This window comes from Paenibacillus sp. FSL H8-0457 (assembly GCF_038051935.1).
Classification (GTDB): Bacteria; Bacillota; Bacilli; order Paenibacillales; family Paenibacillaceae; genus Paenibacillus_AQ; species Paenibacillus_AQ lautus_A.
The window spans coordinates 5,864,053-5,885,666 of record NZ_CP150293.1 but is presented as its reverse complement, the minus strand read 5'-3'; the positions used below and the strand labels follow the sequence as shown (position 1 = coordinate 5,885,666).

The window sequence follows — 21,614 nt, the reverse complement described above, 5'->3', positions numbered from 1 at the left end:
CCTATTTCTAAATTCACAGGAGGTTTAAGGCATGTCTAAAAAAATCAAGTTTGATTACAGTAAAGCACTGACCTTTGTCAATCAGCACGAAGTTGATTATTTCGCTGAGCCGATCCGCACAGCTCATGAACAGTTACATAACGGTACGGGAGCCGGCTCCGATTATTTGGGCTGGATCGACCTGCCGACTCAGTACGATAAAGAGGAATTCTCCCGCATCCAGAAAGCGGCCGCCAAAATCCAAAGCGACTCGGACGTTCTGATCGTAATCGGAATCGGAGGTTCCTACCTGGGAGCGCGCGCGGCCATCGAAATGCTGTCGCATTCGTTCTATAACGAGCTGTCGAAGGACCAGCGCAAGACGCCGGAAATCTACTTTGCGGGCAACAACATCAGCTCCACGTATGTCTCGCATCTGCTTCAATTGATCGAAGGCAAAGACTTCTCCGTCAACGTCATCTCCAAATCGGGCACAACGACGGAGCCGGCTATCGCTTTCCGTATTTTCCGTGCGGAGCTGGAGAAGAAATACGGCAAGGAAGAAGCGCGCAAACGCATTTACGCGACGACGGATCAAGCGAAGGGCGCCCTCAAGAAGCTGGCAACCGAGGAAGGCTACGAGTCCTTTATCATTCCTGACGACGTGGGCGGACGTTATTCCGTGCTGACCGCAGTAGGTCTGCTTCCGATCGCGACGGCAGGCATCAACATCGAAGAGATGATGCAGGGCGCGGCTGACGCCTCCAAGGAGTACAGCAGCCCGAACGTTGCCGAGAACGAAGCTTACCAATACGCAGCGGTTCGTAACGCGCTTTACCGTAAAGGCAAAGGCATCGAGATCCTGGTGAACTACGAGCCTTCCCTGCATTTTGTATCGGAATGGTGGAAGCAGCTGTACGGCGAGAGCGAAGGGAAGGATTACAAGGGGATCTACCCGGCTTCCGTCGATTTCTCTACCGATCTGCACTCCATGGGTCAATTTATCCAGGAAGGCAGCCGCAACATCTTCGAAACGGTCATTCAGGTGGAGAACGTATCCGAGCATATTACGATCGAATCGGATCCGGACGATCTGGACGGATTGAACTTCCTGACCGGGAAAACATTGGATTTTGTCAACAAAAAGGCGTTCCAAGGCACGATGCTGGCCCATACAGACGGACAAGTTCCGAATTTGATTGTGACAATTCCAGATTTCACTCCCTATTCGTTCGGATATCTGGTATACTTTTTCGAAAAGGCCTGCGGTATCAGCGGCTATCTGTTGGGTGTCAACCCGTTTGACCAACCGGGCGTAGAGGCGTACAAGAAAAATATGTTCGCTCTGCTCGGCAAACCTGGGTACGAGAAAGAGAAGGCCGAATTGGAAGCTAGACTTTCCGAATAACCCGACACTTTCATTGGATTAGACGTAAGACGCTGAAGGAAGCAGTCCGCTGGCATATCATTGCCGTGGACTGCTTTCTTGGCAATATAGAGGTGGTTGTTGTTTCATGCTGGATCGTTACAAAACGGTGCGTCAGGCGGGCTCCAAGGAGATCGTCATCAAGAAATCGCGTTTCATCGGGCATGTAATGCCGGTAGAGACCGAAGAGGAAGCCGTCGCTTTTATTGAAGAGATCAAGAAAAAACATTGGAATGCTACGCACAATTGTTCCGCTTACATGATTGGCGAGCGGGATGAGATTCAGAAGCAATCGGATGACGGGGAACCGAGCGGAACGGCCGGCAAGCCGATTCTCGAGGTGATCCGCAATCAGGGGCGGAAGAATGTAGCTATCGTGGTCACGCGTTATTTTGGCGGCATTATGCTGGGTGCGGGCGGATTAATCCGGGCGTACACCGACGGAGCCGTGGCTGCGATCGAGTCAGGCGAACCGATTACAAGGGTTCTTCACCGGGAGATTTTTGTGGAGCTGGATTATACCTGGCTGGGTAAGGTGGAGAACGAGCTTCGTAACCGGAACGTACGCATGGGAGAGACAAACTTTGCCGACACGGTGACTTTGACCTGCTTGCCGCTCGATGGTGATGCGGAGAGCTTTATGACTTGGATGGTGGATTTGACACAGGGGCAGTCCTTGATCACGGAGGGAGAGCGGCTTTATTTTATTGAAGGGGAATAAAATAATATGGCAAGAAGAGCAGTCGAACGCGAGTTGTCGAGAGAGCGGATACTGGAAGCAGCCAGGCATTTGTTCATAACCAAAGGATACAGGGCCATTTCGATGCGAAGCATCGGGCAGCATTTGGGTTATAGCCACGGCTCCTTGTATTATCACTTTAAGGAAAAGGCGGAGCTATTCTACGCCATTGTCATGAAGGACTTTAATGATCTAAATGATTTGCTGTTGGAGGTCTCGGTAAAGCCTCCCTGTGACGGGGTATCGAAGCTGGAGCAGCTGATGCTGGAATTCGTTCGTTTCGGTCTGGATAATCCTTACCAGTACGAAATCATGTTCATGATTCGGGACGAAGAGCTGCTGTCCTACTGTCGCTCTGAGCAGGGACGCTGTTTTGAAATGTTTGCTATGCTGGTCCGTCAGTATTTGCTGGAGGAGAATTACAGTGAGGAAGAACGGCGAACCGTTCCGCTGACTTTGTTTTTGTCGCTGCATGGATTTATATCGTATTATATTCAGGACAGAATCGGTTTTGATGAGATTAAACCAGCCGCTCTTACCCATATCAAAGTGTTATGCCGGAGTCTGTACAGCAGGGTCTGATGTTTACATGCTGCCAACACGTGCAGCTTGGCACTTCAATCCGTTACAACGGCCTAGCGTTGAAACGTCAATCACCTAATGAACCATAAAACAGACAGGTCCGCGCTCCCTTGCATGCACCTGTCTGCTTTTTGTGCTTTCATTTCATTCGCTTGACTGTCGGCAACCGTTCCCGGTTTTATCCTTCCATGATCTTCACATGATATTGGCGCTGCCTCGGTCCGTCGAATTCGCAGAAGTAAATCCCCTGCCAGCGTCCAAGAAGCAGGTGCCCGTTCTGAATGATCACGGTCTGCGAAGGGCCGCAGGTGATCGATTTAAGGTGGGAGGCCGTGTTGCCCTCCGCATGGCGATACTTAGGATGATTCCATGGATAGACTTCATCCAAAGACATCAGCACGTCCCGTTTCACATCGGGATCGGCGTTTTCGTTGATGGCGATTCCCGCCGTCGTATGCGGACAATAAATCAGGACCGTTCCTTGCTGGACTCCGCTTTGTTTCACGAAAGAGTGGATCTCCCTTGTAATATCCCTCATCTCATCGCGTCCTTGCGTAGCCAATTCACCGGTATACAGCATCTCAATAACCTCCTCAACTTTTTCCATTTCTTTTATTTTACCCGATAAAGTGCAAAAGATGGATTGACGATCGGATTCAGCTTTTGGTAAAGTATGTGTAAAGTAAAACCAAGTATACAAATAGGAAATATAAAGATGGTTTGTGGAGGAGTCGACCGGAATGCCATCCGGAGGCGGGAGGGATACGAGATGACAACATGGATTCGTCATAAAGGTTGGACTTGGGGTTTTCGAAGCACCGTACTGCTTTATTTTCTTGCCTTGATCGTACTGCCGATCTTTGGGGTGTACGTGCAATCATTCTCTGCGGGATGGGGCCATTTTGCGGAAAGCGTAATGGATCCGATCGCCTGGAAGGCCGTGCTGCTTACCATTAAACTGGGCCTAATCTCTACTTTCATCAACGTGCTTATCGGAACGATGATTGCTTGGGTGCTCATACGGTATCGATTTCCGGGAAGGACGCTGCTGAACAGTCTGGTGGATCTGCCTTTTGCGCTGCCGACGGCCGTTGGCGGCTTGATGATTTTGCTGCTGCTTGGGCCGGGGAGCTTGCTTGGAGGCCTGGCGGAGAAGCTCGGCTTTGAAATCGTGTTCCATCAGCCCGCGATCGTGGTCGCCATGCTGTTTGTCACGTTCCCGTTTGTAATCCGGGCGGTTCAGCCGCTGCTGGAAGAGCTGGATCCGCTGGAGGAAGAGGCCGCATATACGATGGGCGCTTCCAGAACGAGAACCTTTTTTAAAGTCATCCTGCCGTCGATGCTGCCGGGAATCATCAGCGGAGGGATGCTGGCCTTCTCTAGGGCATTGGCTGAATTCGGCGCCGTTGTCCTGGTTGCCGGCAACATTCCGGGCAGGACGCTGATCGCATCGGTATTTATTTTTGGCGAAGTGGAGAGCGATAATCCGGCCGGAGCGGCTGCCGTATCGATTCTGCTTCTTACGCTCTCCTTCATGATCCTCTGGGTGATCAATGCCGTGCAGCAGAGGGGGAGACGAGCTTGAAGCGATTATGGATCGGACTTACGTATGCCGTATTTATCATCCTGCTGATCATTCCGCTGTCCCGAATTGCGATCGGTGCGTTCGATAAGGGGCTGGACGGGTTTGCGGAGGGGCTGCTCAGGCCGGAAGCCCTGCATGCCCTGATGATGACCGGTCTGATTGTGGTATTCGTTACTTTTTTGAATGCGTTGTTTGGCATCATGATGGCGCTGTATCTGGTGCGGGCAAATTGGCTCAGCCGAAAGATCAAGGGCATTCTGAACAGCATTGTCGACCTGCCTTACGCTGTTTCGCCGGTCATCGGCGGTTTGATGATTGTGCTGCTGCTGGGACCCGACAGCATCATCGGCGGTTTTTTTGAAGGGATCGGGTTTAAGGTGGTGTATGCGTTCCCCGGCATGGTGATTGCGACGCTCTTCGTCACGTTCCCGCTGATGGTTCGCGAGGTCATGCCCGTCCTGCAGGAGATCGGAAACGATCAGGAGCAGGCGGCCGCGACGCTTGGGGCTTACGGGTGGACCACGTTCGTGAAAGTAACGTGGCCTTCCATCCGGTGGGCCGTCGTATACGGCCTGGTGCTCACGGTTGCCCGTTCATTGGGCGAGTTCGGCGCCGTACTGGTGGTCTCCGGCAATATCATGAACAAAACCCAGACGGCGACGACGCTTGTGTATCAGGACGTGGAGAATTTCAACGTGGCTGCGGCGAATGGAGTGGCGCTGGTACTGGCCGCCTTCTCCGTAGGTCTCTTGCTGCTGATGGAATGGGCCAAAAAAAGAAAGGATGTGCATTGATATGCATGTGGAAGTTCGCGATCTGAACAAGCATTTCGGTACGTTTCACGCCGTCAAGAATGTCAGCTTCGAGATTGAAAAGGGACATCTGATCGGGCTTCTGGGGCCCAGCGGAGGCGGTAAAACCTCCATCCTGCGCATGCTGGCCGGGCTTGAGAATCCGGATTCCGGACAAATCTCCTTTCATGGCCAAGTGGTCAATGACCTGCCGCCGCAGGAGCGCGGCATCGGCTTTGTGTTCCAGAACTATGCCTTGTTTAAGCATATGACCGTGTTTGACAACATCGCTTTCGGCTTGAAGGTGAAGAAGGCCGCCAAGGCCAAAATCAAAGACCGGGTGATGGAGCTGGTGGAACTGACGGGCTTGAAAGGCTTCGAGAGCCGTTATCCGCACCAGTTATCGGGTGGACAGCGCCAGCGCGTAGCCTTTGCCAGAGCGCTTGCGCCCGAGCCGCAGCTGCTCTTATTGGATGAACCGTTCGCCGCCATCGATGCGAAGATCCGCCAAGAGCTGCGCTCCTGGCTTCGCGAGCTGATCGAGCGGGTCGGCATCACGTCGATTTTTGTTACGCATGACCAGGATGAGGCGATTGAAGTCGCGGACGAAATCATGATCATTAATCAGGGGCGCGTCGAGCAGAAGGGAACGCCGTGGGATATTTACAAGGAGCCGAAGACGCCGTTTGTCGCTTCCTTCATAGGCGAGTCCACCGTCATTTCAAGCGCTGCCGAGCTGAAGGGATTCGAGGCAGCCGCTAACAAGAATGCGACGCGCGCATTAATTCGCCCGGAATATATCGAGATTGGAAGCGAGCATGATTTCAGCGTGCTGTCCGCCACGGAGACGGGGATCGTCCGCCATCTGCATTTCCGCGGCAGCGAGTGGCTCGTGGAGGTGGAGGTCAAGGGACATAAACTGATCACCTACCGGTCGCTGGAGAAGGAAACGCTGCAGCCGGGCCAAGAGGTCCGCGTCCTCGTTCACCGGGCATACCTCTTTAACGACGAGCACAGCTGGATCGAGGAAAATCGCCTGAAGGTCGATCCGATGCCGATTATGATCTGATGATTCTAAATAATGAAGGGAAGTGGATTCATGCGGATCTTGAATATGAAACGAACCTCATTCCTGCAAGTGGGCATGGCGCTTCTCTTCAGTTTGCTTATCGCGGGATGTGCCGATGATCAGCCCGTCAATGAAGATGCGATATCGCAGCCGGGCGAGCGAACGATCGTGCTGGGCGCGTACAGCGTAGCCAGGGATGCCTTGTCCGAGATTATCCCCGCTTTTCAAGCCGAGTGGAAGGCACAGACGGGAGAAACCATTCGTTTTCAGGAATCCTACGAGGCCTCCGGAACACAGGCGCGCGCCATTACGGGCGGGTTTGAGGCTGACGTCACGCTGCTTGCCATGGAAGGGGATGTCGATAAACTCGTCAGGGCAGGGCTCGTCGACAAGGAGTGGAAATCCCAGCCGTATAACGGCATGGTGACACGCTCGATTGTCGTTCTCGGTACCCGCGCCGGTAATCCGAAAGGGATACGGGATTTCGACGATCTGACCCGATCGGACGTCAAGGTGCTGTATCCGAATCCGAAGACCTCGGGCGGGGCGCAGTGGGACATCAACGCGATTTACGGCGCCGGCCTGAAACAATCGGAAGAGAATGGAAAGCGTGATCCTGCCGAAGCGAAAGCCTTCCTTGAAGCGGTTCACCGCAATGTGGAGTCGCTCGATAAAAGCGGGCGGGCTTCGATGGCGGCTTTTGAATATGGGGTCGGGGATGTGATCGTTACGTATGAGAACGAGCTGCTTGCCCGGATTGCCCAAGGCGTCCAGTATGACATTGTTGTACCGCAGCATACCATGCTGATCGAGAATCCGGCCGCAGTCGTGGAGCGGTTTGCGAAGAAACACGGCACTGTGGATGTATCGGCGGCTTTTGTGGAGTACTTGCGTACGCCGGAGGCGCAGAACATCTTCGTGAAGCATGGCTTCCGTCCCGTCGAGGAATCGGTGTTTGAACAGACGAAGGAGCGGTTTGCCAACCCGCCGGGGCTGTTCGACATCGAGTATCTGGGCGGATGGGACCAGGTGCGCGAGACGCTGTATTCGAAGCGAGGGGTTTGGTATCAGGTGCTGGCAGGGCTGTGATGCTCGGTGGTATATGGAGCGATTGATAGGTTCATGAGGGATCGTCGCGTGCTGAGTTGCGTATTATCCATGGCCCGTCGGCGACAAAAAAGAGATAAAGCGAGCCGTTCAGGATATTCTGAACGGCTCGCTTATTTGTACGTACAGAACATTAGCATTCGTCTGAATGACGCCTCCTATTTTGCAAATATGCCACGCATACAGATTATTCCGTACCATCTTGCTCTATACGGTTGTTTTGCGCGCTTCCCATTCTTCTCGCAGAATGCCCATGCGAATGGAGTCGTAATAGACGCCGTCGTAATACCGGCACTTTCGCATACGGCCTTCGAGCTGCATGCCCACCTTTTCCGCACAGCGCATCATTCGCGGATTGCCGGACCAGGTCGTAATGCCGACACGGGCGATGGTGAGATTTTGGAACAGGCAATCCACCCACAACGACAGTGCTTCCGTGCCGTATCCGCCGCTCCAACGGCCCGGGTCATAAATCAGGATGCCGGCTTCCAGCCAGCGCGAGGCCTCATGCTCCCAATAGAACGTGACGATGCCAATCGTTGTGCCCTCGACTTCGATGAGCAGATCGCTCGGAAATTGATCCGTTTCGAAGTCGGCATTCCACTGCGTTTCAAAAATTTCGTAGGAAATCTGCTTGAGCGGGAAATAAGGGGCGTCGTATTTTTTCCATTCCGGGTTCTTCGTGCCATAGATCAGATTATATAGAACAGGGGTATCCTCGGGTTTCCTGGATCGCAGCGTCACTCTGCTGCCTTCAAGACGGATTTTTTGCATATGTAGAAATTCCTTTCGCTCAGCATGTCTTTTAAGGTATGTTGCTGGAACTCATCTATTCATTGTAGCGGTGATGAAGTGGATTGCCAACTGAATTTGGATAAATGATCCTTTATATGAAACATTAGGGGTGTCGATTCCGTCAATAGCAGATAGATCAAAAATCTGGCATTGAAGGGGGACAAGGCGATGCGAAATAAAAAGATGCTCACAGGCCTATGTTTGCTTGTTGGGCTTACCGCCTGCGCTCAGGACAACGGGATCCAGCCAGGGGAACCGCAGGGCATGGCGCATAAGCAGACCAAAGTGAAGGAATTGTCGGCTCAGGAACGCAAAGAGGTATTAGGCAAGGTGGATACCGGCCTGGTGAAAGCGCAGAATGATTTTGGTTTACGGTTGCACCAGGCGTTATCGGATAACCCTGAGTACACGAGCGATAATCTGATTATTTCTCCATACAGCATCACGCAGGCCTTGGCACTGGCTTATAACGGGACCGCGGGCGATACGGCTGCCGAGATGGCCGATATGCTGGGCTGGAAGGGCATGAATGATGCAGGCATCAATGAAGGCAACCGCCAGCTGCGCTCCTTACTGGAGAATGGAGGCGGCGTCGTGCTGAATGTGGCCAATTCCGTTTGGCACCGGCCAGGTCTTAAGCTAAAGGAGGCTTATGCGGAGGCCGTAAAGGACAGTTACGGCGCGGAGGTCAGGGAGACGGACCTTCAGCAGGAGGACGCGATGCATGAAATTAACCAATGGGTGAAAGACAAAACCAGCGGCATGATCCCTAAGATATATCATGAGCCGCCAGGGGGCGTTGCGGTCCTGATCAATGCCATATATTTCAACGGCGGGTGGACGGATGAATTTGATCCGGCAAATACCGTGGATGAAGAATTTACGCTATCTGACGGCACCACTCAACAAGTCCCGATGATGAAGAGGGAAGATAGATACAGCTATAAAGAAGGAGAGTCCTGGCAGGCCATCCGCATTCCATATGGAGATGGCCGCATGCACATGCTGGTCATCCTGCCGAAGGAATCCTCCACGATCGATAAGCTGCATCGGCAGCTGTGGAAGGATGCGTCCGTCTGGAAAGGCGATTACTCGTTCGAAACGGTTCAGCTCAGTCTGCCCAAGTTTAAGGCGGAGCAGAGCTTCGAGCTTCCGGATGCCCTTAAGAGCCTTGGCATGGTCAAGGCATTCGACGCCGCCGAGGCTGATTTTAGCAAAATGGCCGAACAAGGAGATGGATTTTGGATCGATCATGTCACACACCAGACGATTGTCGATGTAAGCGAAAAAGGGACAAAGGCCGCAGCTGTGACAGCGGTGGGAATAACGGAAAGCGCGGAGCCTACCGAGCCGATCGCCATGAAGATCAACCGCCCTTTTTTCCTTGCCATTGAAGATCGGGACACGGGTGCATGGTTATTTATGGGGTCTGTTTTGAAACCGTAGCATATACTATACCAACATGCGCCTGCCATAATTTTCACCCAAAAATAGGCAACTTTGTTATAATGGTCGAATAAGACTAAAATGTATAACAAAGGGAGAATAGGATGTGCCTATGACCATACCGAAGCCGAATTTATTCATAGGTTCTTCCAGAGAGGCCATCAAGTATGCAAGGGCGATCCACGAACAGATCAAACGCTCCGCCCAAGTGACGCCTTGGTACGGAGGTACGTTCGGAGCGAATATGTATACGATGGAAGCTTTGGAGAAGCAGCTGGCGTCCAGTGATTTTGGTGTGTTCGTCTTTTCTCCGGATGATGTGGCGCTCATTCGAGGCAAACATGTATTTGTTACCCGCGACAACACGTTGTTTGAGATGGGGCTGTACTGGGGAAGGCTCGGGCGGCGAAGGGTATACTGCATCATTCCGGATCAGGTAGAGGCAGACAGCAGTTCCGTTCAAGACGTGATCGTTAAGGATTATCACCTACTCTCCGACCTGCAGGGCATTACGCTGCTCGAATACGAGCTTCGAAGCGACGATGATTACAAATCTGCCGTCGATGTCGCCTGCGGACATATTCTGAGCGCGATCGAAACCGAAGGGTTCTATAACAACCCGAGCACATTGATTGAACAGAAGGATGCGGAGCTGAGACGCAAGCAAAGCGTGCTGCATTTTTTCTGGGAATATAACCGAAACGTGCATGTGAGCGATGAAGCGGAAAAATATCATGCACTGAGTGAAGCCGTCCGAAACTCCTTGCTCCCGCCGGCTGCAGGGGATTTCCGGGTGACCGGCGCAGCCTTTTGGGGACGAAGGGATGAAGGCATTGCCCAAATTGGGGGTAATGTAGGTAAAGGACGGTATTTCCCGTTCGATGGGAAAAAGGATCATTCGCCAAGCAACCAGTCGATTTACGTGATTGATGTCTATAATAGTGGAAAATGGGCATTTTATCACGAAGAGGAAGTTGCGCAGGTGTATGTGTTCTGCTATCCTTTAGGTGTAAATCATGTATTGTCCGTGCATTTTACGGGACATGAGATTCTTACGGATGAAGATCTCGCGGAGGTTGTGGAACAGAATCGTGAGCTGCTTCGTACCATCAGGCATTTAGTTGGAGGGGATTCGTCGTGAGCAGGAATGAGAAGAAGAGAACGTCAGGTCATCCGCAGGGGTCCGCCAATGGCAGCAGCTGGGTGGTTCGGGGGCCCGTACCGATGATGAGTACGCTGAAATCCCGGAAGCGCTCGGTCAGACGCTCAAGCAAGAGCAGTGTATATGTCGGTCCTTCCGTGGAAGGTGTGGATAAGAAGTACGTCAAGGTCATCAGCGGAGCTGTTGACGATAATAAGCCCTCGTTTGCTTAATGAATTGCTATCATAGCCATATCGATCGTATGACATAAATGACGAAAGACCGTTCGGGATTAGCCCGGCGGTCTTTGTGTTTTTCTTCGTGCGCTAATACAATAAAGGAATAAGGTTTGCTTAACCGTGAAGGAATCCAATACATAAAAATGGGGGATACGTGTGAGCGGAGATACATTAACTTTTCTGGGAACCGGGGATGCGATGGGCGTCCCACGGGTATATTGCGATTGCGAGGTATGCACGGAAGCGAGGAGTACGGGCGTGAACCGGCGATTGCGCTCCTCGGTGATGGTGGAGTGCGGCGAAACGTCCTTCATGATCGACTGCGGTCCGGATTGGCGCGGCATGATGGAGGGGCTCGGGATTCGAAAAATGAGCGATATGCTGATTACGCACGCCCACTTTGATCATATCGGAGGCCTTCCGGAATGGAGCGATGCCTGCAGATGGCAGAGGGAAAAAGGCCGGCTATACGCACCAGCCGAGGTGCTGGACCAGATTGTCCGGCAGTATCCGTGGCTTCCGCGGCAGATGGAGATGACGCCAGTCGATGATGGATTTACATTAGCTGGCTGGGAGATTTCGTGCTGGAAAGTAAACCATGGCAAGAACGGGTACTCCTACGCCTACCGGTTCCAGAAGGACGGGTACACATGGGTATATAATTCGGATTCGATTCATCTCAGCCTGGAGGAAAAGAAGCCGCTGAAAGGCGTGGATCTCCTGGTGCTGGGAACCAGCTTTGTTCATGAAACCGCCAAATTCGAGACCCGTTCCGTCTATGATATGAAGGAAGCGGCAGAGCTGCTCGCCGAGGTGAAGCCTCGCCAAACGGTGTATACCCATATGTCGCATGACGTCGACGTTCGGAAAGAGCTGCCTCTGCCAGAGGGAGTCCGTGTGGCGGTGGCCGGGATGACCGTGAGATTGAATAAATGAGAATATGTAGTAGTTAGTCCGGCCATGTGTGCGGCTCGACGGCTCCCATGCGGAGACCTATAGCGTGAACATGCGGCAGGATTGCAGCTTTAAGTCGCTGGCAGGGATATCACTCACACACAGATCCGGCCATACCGTATCGTTCAGGGTACAGCAGCTTGAAGCCGGCGTGTTGATACAGCTTGATTCCGGGAACGTCCGTGATGACGGTGACCTCTGCTCCGCCTGGCGCTATTTTTTTCAAGCGGCCGAGCAGTTCGGACACGATCTAATCTTCAAGCCCTTGATCCCGATAGGATGCCGCGGCCATAACATCTACCAGTTGAAAATACAAAGCGCCGTCGCCGATCACCCTTCCCATACCGATCAGCCGGTCATTGCCGTCCCGGACTAGGACGGAGAGCAGGCTGCGGTTGAGAGCCGTCTCTGCGATCGATTCCTCGACCTCAGGCAGCCCTGCATCGAATCTAAGATCGATATATTCCTTAAGCTGTGGAACTTCCTCGGTTATGTGCATATTCATCATGATTCAGCCTCCCGCTGTTAAGAATACGTTCAACTTGCCTCTACACCAACCAATATACTACATTGATGCAAGTGGGAAGCTGCCGGGCGGCGAATTCACCCGCACCCTTGTTGATGCTGCACAAACCTTATCAGAGCACTTTAATGTTTTAATTTAAGGTTTGCCAATGGCCCGCGATTCTGGTAAAGTAGGTTCTCAATCGTGGTCGGGGAGGGGACGGCATGCATTACTACAAGCCGAAAGACATCGCCAAAGAGCTGCATATCAGCACGAGTGCTTTAAGGCATTACGAATCTTGGGGAGTGGTGCCCTCACCTGAGCGGAACGAGAAGGGGTACCGTCTATACACGAAGATGCATCTCGCCTACTTCCGGTGTCTGCGGGCCATGTTCCCCGGGTTCGGTTATGCCGTAACCTATGATGTGATTCGCCATATCCAGAAGAGGGAGATGGATGAAGCCCTCTGGCTCGTGAACGGGGAGCAGGTCAAACTGCAGCAGGAAAAGACCATTGCGGACGAAACGTTAGCCCTGCTTGAGAATCCCGGGCTTGACAGCATCAGGGATAAAAAGCTGAAGGCACATATGACAATCGGCGAAGTGGCCGAATTGACCAACGTGGAGTCGTCCGCCATTCGTCACTGGGAGAAGGAAGGCTTGATCACTCCCGAGCGCAACCCCGAGAATGGATATCGGCTGTACAGCCCCTCGCATGTCCGGCAGATTTTGCTGATTCGCTCGCTAAGACGAACAGTGTATTACCTGGAGAGCATCAAGGAGATTATTCAGGCCGTGGAGCATCAGAGCATTGAGCAGGCCAAAAAATTGGTCCGCGAAGCGTTGTCGGTCATTCATCAACGAAATCTGCAGCAATTCAACGGCATTCATAAACTGATGGAGCTGTGCATGGAGGTAGGCTTGCTGGAGTTCGACGATGCGGCTCTTCTGAAGCCGATTCTAACATTTAACCCGGATCGGGAATGATCGACAGGTCGCGGCCGCCTTACGCTTCCCAAGGAACCGGTTTGGGGCACGGCATTGGCCCGGTTTATGGACAGGAACAAGCCCCCATGGATATCATGGAGGCTTGTTTGCGCAGCTAGTTATTTTTCGTATTAGCCTTGGTTGAGCACGAATTTATCAATGACATGCTTCACGCCGTCTTCGTTATTCCCCAGCGTAACGTAATCGGCAATCGCCTTAAGCGGCTCAATCGAATTGCCCATAGCGACGCCAAGTCCGGCTGCCTCCAGCATTTCGTGGTCGTTCCAGGAGTCGCCGACAGCGATGGTTTCCTTGAGGTCGCAGCCAAAATGATCGGCCAGGAAGGTCAGCGCATGTCCCTTCGTGCCTTCCTTATGCATGAACTCCAGAAAATGCGGCTTGGATTTGGTAATATGCACTTCATCGCCAAGCAGCTCGCGGAATATAGGGATCAGTTCATCGAGATAGTCGGGATCGTCAATAATGAGCATTTTCGGTGTCGGTTTCCGAACCATCGTCATAAAATCAGGCTCGATATAATAAGGCGTCCGGTTCAGGGCGCAGTAATCGATCAGCTTCTGATTCTCTTCGCGGGCATACAGCTTGTCATCGATGTAGGTTTGCAGATGCAGATTGTGCTCCACGCAGTATTCAAACAGCTTTACGGCAGCGTCGACGGGAACGAAGCGTTCGTAAAGAACCTTTTCGTCGAGCAGATTTTTGATCAAGGCACCTTGGTAGGTGATGATGGGAACGTTGAGTCCGGTTTGACGGGCAATCGCCTGGGCTGACGCATAGGCACGTCCGGTTGCCAGCGTCACGACGACGCCGTGGGCGACCGCTTGCTCAAGCGCCTGCTGGACGCCGGGGGTTACTTCCTTATCGTCATTGATCAGGGTGTCGTCAATGTCGATGGCCATCAATTTGTAAGTTGTCATGGGTATCTCTCCTTTTTGATTCTGTCTCTGTCTATACTCTATTGTACCTTCTGTGGCGCAGACTTCAATTCCGCAATCACCATTCCCGCCAAAATGCACAGGCAACCGATGCCGCCGAAAAGCGTAAGCCGTTCTCCGGCAAACAGAATTCCCGTCAGTGCCGCGAATACGGGCTCCGTTGCATAGATGATGGCTACCCTGGACGGCGTCGTGTATTTTTGGCAGACGGTTTGGATCCAGAAGGCGAATGCGCTGGTAGGGCCGATGGATACAGCGAGCGCCCACAGCACGTTCGGCTCGGTCAGCTTCTCCATCAGATCCGCTGCATTGCCCACATGTTCGGTTAAAGCGGAAGCTATCAGGCTGAATACCCCAACGACGGCCATCTGGAGCGCTGCCAGCAGCAGGGAGGGATATCGGCCGGCATAAACGCCCGTATAACCGATATGGAGCGCAAAACCGATGGCGCAAACGAATACGAGCACATCGCCCTTGTTCAGGCTCATGCCGGATCCGGCGAAGGTGAGCAGGTACAGGCCCGCTGCAGCAAGCAAGGCGCTGATCCAAGTGAATCTGGAGATGGAGTGCTTTAACAGCGCGTACGATATGAAAGGCACCAGCACGACGGACAAGCCGGTAATGAAACCTGCATTGGACGTGGTCGTGTACAGAAGGCCCGCCGTTTGAAAGGCATAGCCGATAAACAAAAAAAGACCGAGCAGGCAAGCATGCAGCAGCATCCTGCCGGATATTAGCTTCCACTGACTCCGGTAAAAGAGGGTGATGATCAATGCGAGGAGCAGGGCCGCTCCCAGAAAGCGGGCCGAATTAAAGGCCATAGGCGGGAGGACGCGCACCGCATACTGAACGATGAGGAACGTGGAGCCCCACATCATGGCCACCAGAAGCAGGCTGATGTCGGCGATACGTGAGCGATTCACTAGGTAGTCATCCTTTCCGATGATGCGAAACTCAAATTGCAGCTTCCCGTACTTTCGTCCCCGGGCGTAAGCCATGGGCAAGTGATCAAATTGTATCCCATATGAGCGGATCGGACAACCATTTTTAAGCCTGCAAAAGTGGAAGGGGTAGACAAAAAGAGGATGATTTTGCTATACTAATGAACCGAACGTATATTCTCATGACCCTGGGCTATCGGACGTGGAGATCGGCAAGCGATCCATCGATTCCATAGTCAGCATTGAGCTTAGAAAGGAAGAATGTCATCATGATGGGCAGAGCTCATTTGATTATCAGCACAGGGGTCACGTTATCCGTCATGGGCATGAGCGGAGTGCCTGTCACGCTGCCTGCCGCGGCAGTGGCTTTGGTCAGCTCGCTGCTTCCCGACATCGACGAGCCCAACTCCCTGCTGGTGCGCAAGGCGATTCCTTCCGGGCTGCTGCGAATTCTTCAGCTGGCGATGATTGGCGCCGCCATATTCGTCGTATTCTACGGCAAGGAGTATGCGCCTTGGAATATCGCCCTGGCCGGGCTGATCGGGGTTGTTTCGTACCTGCCGAGCCGGACGCTGCGCCATGTCGTCATGTTCCTGATCGGCTTGGGACTGATTTCCTTCGGGCAGGGCTTCAGCCCATGGAATACGATCGCAGGCAGCGTGCTGATTGCAGGCTCCTTGGTGACCCATCGGGGGTTAACCCATACCGTCTACGCCGCAGCCGGATGGACGGGCCTGCTGTATTTTGCGTCACAGGGCAAGATCGGCGGGGAAAGCCTATGGTTTGCCGGCGGTTTATCCTACTCGATTCATTTGCTCGCAGATGCGCTGACCAACCGCGGAATCCGTCCGCTTCCTCCGTTCAAATGGAGAATCAAGCTGAAGATCATGAGCACCGGAAGCAAATGGGGACGCACGGTAGAGAATGCCTGCATTGTGCTGACGCTGGCCCTTGTTTGGTACGTGTTTATGGCTTCTTAAATCCGGGATATGCAGTTTTACAATGAAAAAGCCTCCCGCCCTTATGCAATGCATACGGGGCGAGAGGCTTATTTAGATTTCAGCCGGATCTATTCCTCAAGAAAGATGAGGCCGATCAGATCGTCGAGCTCGAGGTTGCCGAAGTAATGCTTGACGTCGATGCCGGATAACGCGGTGCGCACCGCCGTTTCTTCGTACCGTTTGCCGCGAAGCAGATTCTCGATATCCGCGACATCGCCGACGCCGAAGAAATCGCCGTAAATTTTAATCTCTCCGATATGCCCTTCACGGATGTCCATGCGGATATCGATGATGCCCACCGGGAACTTCCTCGCATGCTTCACGTTGCTCTCAGGGGACAGCCCGTAGTTCCAATCCCAATTCTGGTAGCGTTCCTTCGAAATCTGGTTGATGATCTCCCAATCCTTCTCCTGAAGCACGTATTGCGGTACTTGATCCGGTTCCATCCCGAAGATCGAGCGAAGCAGCTCCGCGCGGAACTGTTCAATGGTCATGTCGGTGCCAAGCAGCTCCTTGATGTTCGCTACGCGGCTGCGCACGGACTTGGTGCTCTTGGATTTGAACTTTTCCGGATTGGCATTCAGCGAGGCCTGCACGTCATCCAGATTCAGATCGAACATGAGCGTGCCGTGGCTGAACATGCGTCCCCGCGTCGAGAACTGAGCGTTCCCCGAAATTTTCTTCTCGCCGACCTGCAGGTCATTCCGTCCGCTGAGCTCGGCTGGCACGCCCATCTTTTGCAGGAAGTCGATGACCGGCTGCGTGAACTTCAGGAAGTTGTGGAACGACTGGCCGTCGTCCTTCGTAATGAAGCTGAAATTCAGGTTGCCGAGATCGTGGTACACGGCTCCGCCGCCCGACAGCCGGCGCACAACCTGGATGTTGTTGTCGCGAACGTATTCCTGGTTGATCTCTTCGATCGTATTCTGATGCTTTCCGATGATGATGGAAGGCTTGTTGATATAAAAGAGAAGGTAGCTCTCGTCCATGGACAAGTGCTTAAGCGCATATTCTTCAATCGCTAGGTTGATGGATGGGTCGTGAATCCCCTGATTATCGATAAATAGCATAGCATCCTCCGTCGTCACAATTCAAAATGTGGTGCTTCCAGACTATTGTAAACCAATTTGAAGGCAGAGACAAAGCATTCCATGTTGACGAGTCAGGGACGGTAGCGACATAATGATGGCATTACATAACGGCAGGGCTTGCAAGAGCCATGGGCATGGAACGGGAGGAACCCTTATGAGCGATAATAACCAACCTTTGATCGAGGTGTACGGACACGGCGGGGACGTGGAGACGGCGGCGGCTGCATATGGAAGGGCAGCCTCGGCTTTTCTGGATTACAGCGCGAATATTAACCCGCTAGGACCGCCACAAGGGGTCATGGCAGCGTTAGAAGAAGGGATGAGCGCGGTGATTCGTTATCCGGATCCGGGGCACCGCGAATTCAAGAGGCTGCTCGCAGAGGAATTGGGCACCGATGCCCAGTGCATTCTTGTCGGGAATGGAGCTGCAGAGTGCATGGCATTGCTGCTGCTGGGCCTGCAACCTCGAACGGTCGGCGTGGTCGATCCTTGTTTTTCCGAATACCGGGAGTTGTCCTTGAAATTTGGTTCGGACATCCGCTCCGTGTGCGGTCAGCCGGAGCGGGACTGGCGTGCGGACAAGGCGGATATGATGGAGCTGATCGCCTGCACGGATCTCGTATTTGTGGGACAGCCGAACAATCCGAACGGGGTTCAGTACAGCCTGGAGGAAATTCGCGAGCTGGCGGCATGCGCTGAGCAAGAAGGGACCTGGCTGGTGCTGGATGAGGCCTTCATCGATTTCATTCCGCCGGAGGACAGACAGACGTTGATGCCGGAACTGCTGGACTATCCGCGGACGATCATTGTCCGGTCGATGACCAAGTTTTATGCGATACCGGGCCTGCGGCTCGGGTATACGGTTGCCCACCCCGACGTGATACGCGCCATGGCAGGCAAACAGGTGACGTGGAGCGTCAATGGACTGGCGCTGCTTGCGGGAGAGGCTTGTCTTGGCAGCGGCAGGGAATATGAACTGGATACGCTGCAATTGATTCGCGTGGAACGCGAGAAGCTGATACATGGTTTACGAGCGCTGGGGCTTGACGTTACGCCGGGGGAGGCCAATTTTCTGCTGATGGAGCTTCCACGGCCCTGGAATGCAGGGACGTTCCAGCAGGAAATGGGCAGGCGGGGCGTGCTCGTTCGCAGCTGCGCCATGTACCCGGGCCTTGGTGAGCGCCACATCCGGTTAGCCGTTAAGGACGCCGGATCTAACGACAGACTGCTGGCGATAACCGCGGAGGTCCTTGGAAATCCTTCTGCTGACGCGACTTAGGGATTTCTAGCAGCAGATCCATATGAAGAACGCTACAGGTACAGTTGGTTCAGATATTTAAGGAGCAGGGAGAGAAAAAACATGGCAGTACCTTTTCTGAAAGGCAGCAATCGTCCATATAACTCGGATGCATGGCCAGGAGCCATCGTGTCCTTGGATTCGGAGCAGCAGCATCCGCATATTCGGATCTCGCTTCCGAGTCCGGCTGCGTCCATAAGCAGCGCCGTATACGGCGGCGGTTTTCTGCACTTGGACCATATCGTGAACCGTTATGTCGACAAGCATTACGATTGCAGCGATCCGATAAACGATATGGTTAGCTTTATGGCTGGGCACGGCTATCCGACCGATTCCACGGCAGGATTGATGACGGCGGTAAAACTGAAATATGCCTCCATTCGGGAAGCTCGGGGCGAGCAAGCTTCCGTTCTATGCTGTACTACCGCGGGCGTGGGCAATGCTGCCCGCGCCGGGTCGAGACGCACGACCTTCGCGGCTTACCAGCCGGGCACGATCAATGTCGTGCTGGCGGTGGACGGAAGGCTGACGCCGGCTTGCATGGTGAACGCCATGCTGACGGCAGCGGAAGCGAAAGCCGCGGCGCTGCATGACCTGGGGGTGAAGGATCATGAAACCGGAGCCGCCGCCACGGGAACGACGACGGATGCGATGGTCCTTGCGGTCAGCGGCAATTCAGCCTATGACGTGAATCATCATTATGCCGGAACCGCGACCGATCTGGGCGGCATGATCGGACGTCTTGTCTACGACAGCGTCACGGAGAGCATCGCCGCCGAAAGAGAGGATCGGATATGACCGTCGTATGGGTCATATGGGCGGCGGTCGCGCTGGACTTGCTGATCGGAGATCCGAGATGGCTGCCGCATCCCGTCATCGGCATGGGGAAGGCGATCCGCCGGGTCGAAGGGTGGATACGCCAGCGGACGACTTCCGCCCAGGGACTGAAGCGGGCGGGGATATTGCTGCCGGTGATCGTGGCCGGCGGCTCCTTCGTGCTGGCTTGGCTGCTGCTGGAGCTGTGCGCAGCGATTCATCCTTGGCTTGCCTGGGGTGCGGAGATCGTTCTCATTGCGACTACGATTGCGATCAAGGGGCTGCGCGAGGCCGGATTGGAGGTCTACGGCCATCTTCGTTCCGGGAATATCGCCGAGGCCAGGCAAGCGCTCAGCATGGTGGTCGGGAGGGACACCGCCCATTTGGATGAGCCGGAAATTGTGCGGGGGACGGTGGAGACGGTTGCGGAAAATATCGTGGACGCGGTCATCGCTCCGCTGTTTTTTGCCTTGATCGGAGGGGCGCCGCTTGCGATGGCCTACCGCGCCGTGAATACGCTGGATTCCATGGTCGGTTATAAAAACGAGAAGTACCTGCATTTAGGCTGGGCCTCCGCCCGGCTGGACGATCTCGCCAATTGGATACCGGCACGCCTGACCGCCGGGCTGTTGACCGTTGCGGCGGCGATGTTTTCGCTGCAGTGGAAACAAGCGATCAAGATGGTTAAACGAGATGCGCGTAAGCATCCCAGTCCGAACAGCGGCTTCCCGGAATCGGCCGTTGCCGGTGCCCTGGGGATTCGCCTGGGAGGCGAAAATTCGTACCAAGGCGTAATCTCGTTCCGGGCTTTCATGGGGGACCCCGACCGACCGCTCGAAGCGGAGGATATCCGGGTGACAAACCGTCTGCTTGTGGGCGTATCGGTTTTGTTTACGATGCTGGGTACCGCGGTGCTCGGACTTGCTGCCGCGGCAGGAGGAAGCCTATGGATATGAGGATCATCCTGCATCTGGTCCGCCACGGCCGCACGTTGTGGAACGAGGAGCGCCGTTATCTCGGCCATGAGGACCAGGGAATTCTGGCTGAGGGAAGGGAACAGCTCCTCCCGCTGCGGGAGGAACTTCGCTGCAGGCATTTTGTCCGGATCTATTGCAGCGATCTCCTCCGCTGCCGGCAGACGCTCCATGTGATCTTATCGGATTCAAAAAGGGGTGCTGTTCCTGATGATGACATATTGGGCCAGTTTATACCGGGCGTACGATATGACCCACGGCTGCGCGAACTGGATTTCGGGGATTGGGAAGGAAAGACCTACGAGGATTTGAAGACGGATTCCCTCTACCGGCGCTGGATCGATAACCCCGCGGAAGTTACGCCGCCCAGCGGGGAGAGCTGGGAAGCTTTCGGTTCCCGCGTCCAGGCTTTTTTGTCGGGATTGCATTTGGATGTGAAGGAATTATTGCATATGGAGGAAGCTCCGGATACCCTTGCGCAGGCAGAGGCAGAGGCAGAGGCAGAGGCAGAGGCAGAGGCAGAGGCAGAGGCAGAGGCAGAGGCAGAGGCAGAGGCAGAGGCCAGGCGTGGTGATGATGGCCGTGAAACGCGCGCTGAAGGCGTTGACGTGCTCGTGGTCACCCACGGCGGCGTTATTCGGGAGATGGCAGCGGCTACCGTGCCGGATACGGAATTCTGGGCGACGTCGGTTATGCCGGGCGAGGTGCTCAAGCTGCAGCTGACATGGGACGGAGCACGCTGGCGGGGCGTACGGTTAAGCGAATAAAACGAAAACGTATGATTTCGGTCGGAATAGGCGATAACGGGCTAAATCGGTGTCATGACGCAATCGAAACGCCCGAAACTTTCAGTTGTAAGGGGATGGTTTATCGCCTATAATCTTGTGCAGAGAAACCATGCTTGGCCTATCATCCATAAATTCATATGATTTGCGAGGGTCCCGGACAGAGGGCGTTATTGTTTTCTGCCGGGTTAATAGGGAAGCCGGTGCAAGTCCGGCACGGTCCCGCCACTGTGAAGCAGGGACTTTTCCATATGCCACTGAGCCTTTAGCGCTTGGGAAGGCGGAGAAGTCGTTACAACCTGCAAGTCAGGAGACCTGCCCTCAGCGAATGAAAGACGGTCCTTCGAGGAGAGGATTACGTTTACCGGACGCATGGAGCCATGCGGACGGAAGTTTAAGGCGCCATCGT

Annotated in this window: 24 protein-coding genes and 1 riboswitch; of the genes, 17 read left to right on the top strand and 7 right to left on the bottom strand. The window is 53.9% G+C overall.

All coding sequences use genetic code 11. The features are described from left to right. Window positions 1-31: 31 nt before the first annotated feature. The 3 genes from MHI43_RS26315 (at window position 32) to MHI43_RS26305 (ending at window position 2,726) form a co-directional block, all read left to right on the top strand. Window positions 32-1,387 (top strand): glucose-6-phosphate isomerase, encoded by a 1,356-nt coding sequence (locus MHI43_RS26315; RefSeq protein ID WP_009589268.1) that lies wholly within the window; start codon window positions 32-34, stop codon window positions 1,385-1,387. A gap of 106 nt (window positions 1,388-1,493) precedes the next feature. Next, entirely contained in the window at window positions 1,494-2,126 is a 633-nt protein-coding gene (locus MHI43_RS26310) for a YigZ family protein (protein ID WP_009589243.1), read from the top strand. 6 nt (window positions 2,127-2,132) lie between these two features. Then, window positions 2,133-2,726 (top strand): TetR/AcrR family transcriptional regulator, encoded by a 594-nt coding sequence (locus MHI43_RS26305; RefSeq protein WP_015737204.1) that lies wholly within the window; start codon window positions 2,133-2,135, stop codon window positions 2,724-2,726. Window positions 2,727-2,904: 178 nt separating this feature from the next. Here MHI43_RS26305 and MHI43_RS26300 read toward each other — a convergent pair whose 3' ends face one another. Next, window positions 2,905-3,306, bottom strand: coding sequence for a secondary thiamine-phosphate synthase enzyme YjbQ (locus MHI43_RS26300; protein ID WP_015737203.1), 402 nt, complete (start codon window positions 3,304-3,306; stop codon window positions 2,905-2,907). Window positions 3,307-3,495: 189 nt separating this feature from the next. Between MHI43_RS26300 and cysT the strand changes: the two genes are divergently transcribed. Genes cysT through MHI43_RS26280 form a run of 4 tightly spaced genes read left to right on the top strand, consistent with a single transcriptional unit; the run spans window position 3,496 to window position 7,260 of the window. Then, window positions 3,496-4,311 (top strand): sulfate ABC transporter permease subunit CysT, encoded by an 816-nt coding sequence (gene cysT, locus MHI43_RS26295; RefSeq protein WP_036662786.1) that lies wholly within the window; start codon window positions 3,496-3,498, stop codon window positions 4,309-4,311. Further along, window positions 4,308-5,105 carry a sulfate ABC transporter permease subunit gene (locus MHI43_RS26290; protein WP_009589250.1) on the top strand — a complete coding sequence of 266 codons (798 nt, stop codon included), beginning with the start codon at window positions 4,308-4,310 and terminating at the stop codon, window positions 5,103-5,105. The genes cysT and MHI43_RS26290 overlap by 4 nt, the downstream gene beginning before the upstream one ends. Before the next feature lies 1 nt (window position 5,106). Then, window positions 5,107-6,171 carry an ABC transporter ATP-binding protein gene (locus MHI43_RS26285; protein ID WP_015737200.1) on the top strand — a complete coding sequence of 355 codons (1,065 nt, stop codon included), beginning with the start codon at window positions 5,107-5,109 and terminating at the stop codon, window positions 6,169-6,171. A gap of 30 nt (window positions 6,172-6,201) precedes the next feature. Beyond that, entirely contained in the window at window positions 6,202-7,260 is a 1,059-nt protein-coding gene (locus MHI43_RS26280; RefSeq protein WP_036662788.1) for a sulfate ABC transporter substrate-binding protein, read from the top strand. Between the two features lie 225 nt (window positions 7,261-7,485). Here the strand turns inward: MHI43_RS26280 and MHI43_RS26275 are convergent, their stop codons facing one another. Further along, the gene (locus MHI43_RS26275; RefSeq protein WP_015737198.1) at window positions 7,486-8,052 is read right to left on the bottom strand and encodes a GNAT family protein; all 567 of its coding nucleotides are present in this window, start codon (window positions 8,050-8,052) and stop codon (window positions 7,486-7,488) included. Between the two features lie 189 nt (window positions 8,053-8,241). On the opposite strand from MHI43_RS26275, the gene MHI43_RS26270 reads away from it, so the two are divergent. From MHI43_RS26270 to MHI43_RS26255, 4 genes are all read left to right on the top strand, one after another. Then, window positions 8,242-9,519, top strand: a complete 1,278-nt coding sequence (locus tag MHI43_RS26270; RefSeq protein WP_036662790.1) for a serpin family protein — start codon at window positions 8,242-8,244, stop codon at window positions 9,517-9,519. A 112-nt stretch (window positions 9,520-9,631) separates the two neighbouring features. Beyond that, window positions 9,632-10,660, top strand: a complete 1,029-nt coding sequence (locus tag MHI43_RS26265) for a nucleotide-binding protein (protein WP_015737196.1) — start codon at window positions 9,632-9,634, stop codon at window positions 10,658-10,660. Continuing rightward, window positions 10,657-10,893, top strand: coding sequence for a hypothetical protein (locus tag MHI43_RS26260; RefSeq protein ID WP_009589256.1), 237 nt, complete (start codon window positions 10,657-10,659; stop codon window positions 10,891-10,893). The genes MHI43_RS26265 and MHI43_RS26260 overlap by 4 nt, the downstream gene beginning before the upstream one ends. A 162-nt stretch (window positions 10,894-11,055) precedes the next feature. Further along, the gene (locus MHI43_RS26255; protein WP_015737195.1) at window positions 11,056-11,835 is read left to right on the top strand and encodes an MBL fold metallo-hydrolase; all 780 of its coding nucleotides are present in this window, start codon (window positions 11,056-11,058) and stop codon (window positions 11,833-11,835) included. 109 nt (window positions 11,836-11,944) lie between these two features. Here the strand turns inward: MHI43_RS26255 and MHI43_RS26250 are convergent, their stop codons facing one another. Together MHI43_RS26250 and MHI43_RS26245 are read right to left on the bottom strand one after the other, a co-directional pair. Continuing rightward, window positions 11,945-12,100 (bottom strand): hypothetical protein, encoded by a 156-nt coding sequence (locus MHI43_RS26250; protein ID WP_235201775.1) that lies wholly within the window; start codon window positions 12,098-12,100, stop codon window positions 11,945-11,947. Between the two features lie 3 nt (window positions 12,101-12,103). Continuing rightward, the gene (locus MHI43_RS26245; protein ID WP_235201776.1) at window positions 12,104-12,361 is read right to left on the bottom strand and encodes a hypothetical protein; all 258 of its coding nucleotides are present in this window, start codon (window positions 12,359-12,361) and stop codon (window positions 12,104-12,106) included. A 221-nt stretch (window positions 12,362-12,582) separates the two neighbouring features. Here MHI43_RS26245 and MHI43_RS26240 point away from each other — a divergent pair, with 221 nt between their 5' ends. After that, a complete protein-coding gene (locus tag MHI43_RS26240) occupies window positions 12,583-13,344 on the top strand; it encodes a TioE family transcriptional regulator (protein WP_036662791.1) in 762 nt (253 codons plus the stop codon). A gap of 131 nt (window positions 13,345-13,475) precedes the next feature. Here the strand turns inward: MHI43_RS26240 and MHI43_RS26235 are convergent, their stop codons facing one another. Further along, entirely contained in the window at window positions 13,476-14,282 is an 807-nt protein-coding gene (locus tag MHI43_RS26235) for a Cof-type HAD-IIB family hydrolase (protein ID WP_009589265.1), read from the bottom strand. Window positions 14,283-14,320: 38 nt separating this feature from the next. After that, window positions 14,321-15,223 carry a DMT family transporter gene (locus tag MHI43_RS26230; RefSeq protein ID WP_036662797.1) on the bottom strand — a complete coding sequence of 301 codons (903 nt, stop codon included), beginning with the start codon at window positions 15,221-15,223 and terminating at the stop codon, window positions 14,321-14,323. Between the two features lie 287 nt (window positions 15,224-15,510). Here MHI43_RS26230 and MHI43_RS26225 point away from each other — a divergent pair, with 287 nt between their 5' ends. Beyond that, window positions 15,511-16,221 carry a metal-dependent hydrolase gene (locus tag MHI43_RS26225; RefSeq protein ID WP_015737190.1) on the top strand — a complete coding sequence of 237 codons (711 nt, stop codon included), beginning with the start codon at window positions 15,511-15,513 and terminating at the stop codon, window positions 16,219-16,221. 89 nt (window positions 16,222-16,310) lie between these two features. Here the strand turns inward: MHI43_RS26225 and MHI43_RS26220 are convergent, their stop codons facing one another. After that, window positions 16,311-17,312 (bottom strand): lipoate--protein ligase, encoded by a 1,002-nt coding sequence (locus tag MHI43_RS26220; protein WP_015737189.1) that lies wholly within the window; start codon window positions 17,310-17,312, stop codon window positions 16,311-16,313. 175 nt (window positions 17,313-17,487) lie between these two features. Between MHI43_RS26220 and cobD the strand changes: the two genes are divergently transcribed. From cobD to MHI43_RS26200, 4 genes are all read left to right on the top strand, one after another. Then, window positions 17,488-18,612 carry a threonine-phosphate decarboxylase CobD gene (gene cobD / locus MHI43_RS26215; protein WP_015737188.1) on the top strand — a complete coding sequence of 375 codons (1,125 nt, stop codon included), beginning with the start codon at window positions 17,488-17,490 and terminating at the stop codon, window positions 18,610-18,612. Window positions 18,613-18,693: 81 nt separating this feature from the next. Then, the gene (locus tag MHI43_RS26210) at window positions 18,694-19,428 is read left to right on the top strand and encodes an adenosylcobinamide amidohydrolase (RefSeq protein ID WP_015737187.1); all 735 of its coding nucleotides are present in this window, start codon (window positions 18,694-18,696) and stop codon (window positions 19,426-19,428) included. Beyond that, on the top strand, window positions 19,425-20,402 hold the full coding sequence (cbiB, locus tag MHI43_RS26205) for an adenosylcobinamide-phosphate synthase CbiB (RefSeq protein ID WP_015737186.1): 978 nt from the start codon (window positions 19,425-19,427) through the stop codon (window positions 20,400-20,402). Before MHI43_RS26210 ends, cbiB begins: the two co-directional genes overlap by 4 nt. Continuing rightward, a complete protein-coding gene (locus tag MHI43_RS26200) occupies window positions 20,393-21,187 on the top strand; it encodes a histidine phosphatase family protein (RefSeq protein ID WP_036662792.1) in 795 nt (264 codons plus the stop codon). Before cbiB ends, MHI43_RS26200 begins: the two co-directional genes overlap by 10 nt. Window positions 21,188-21,339: 152 nt before the next feature. Beyond that, a riboswitch (cobalamin riboswitch) is annotated at window positions 21,340-21,543 on the top strand. Window positions 21,544-21,614 lie beyond the last annotated feature (71 nt).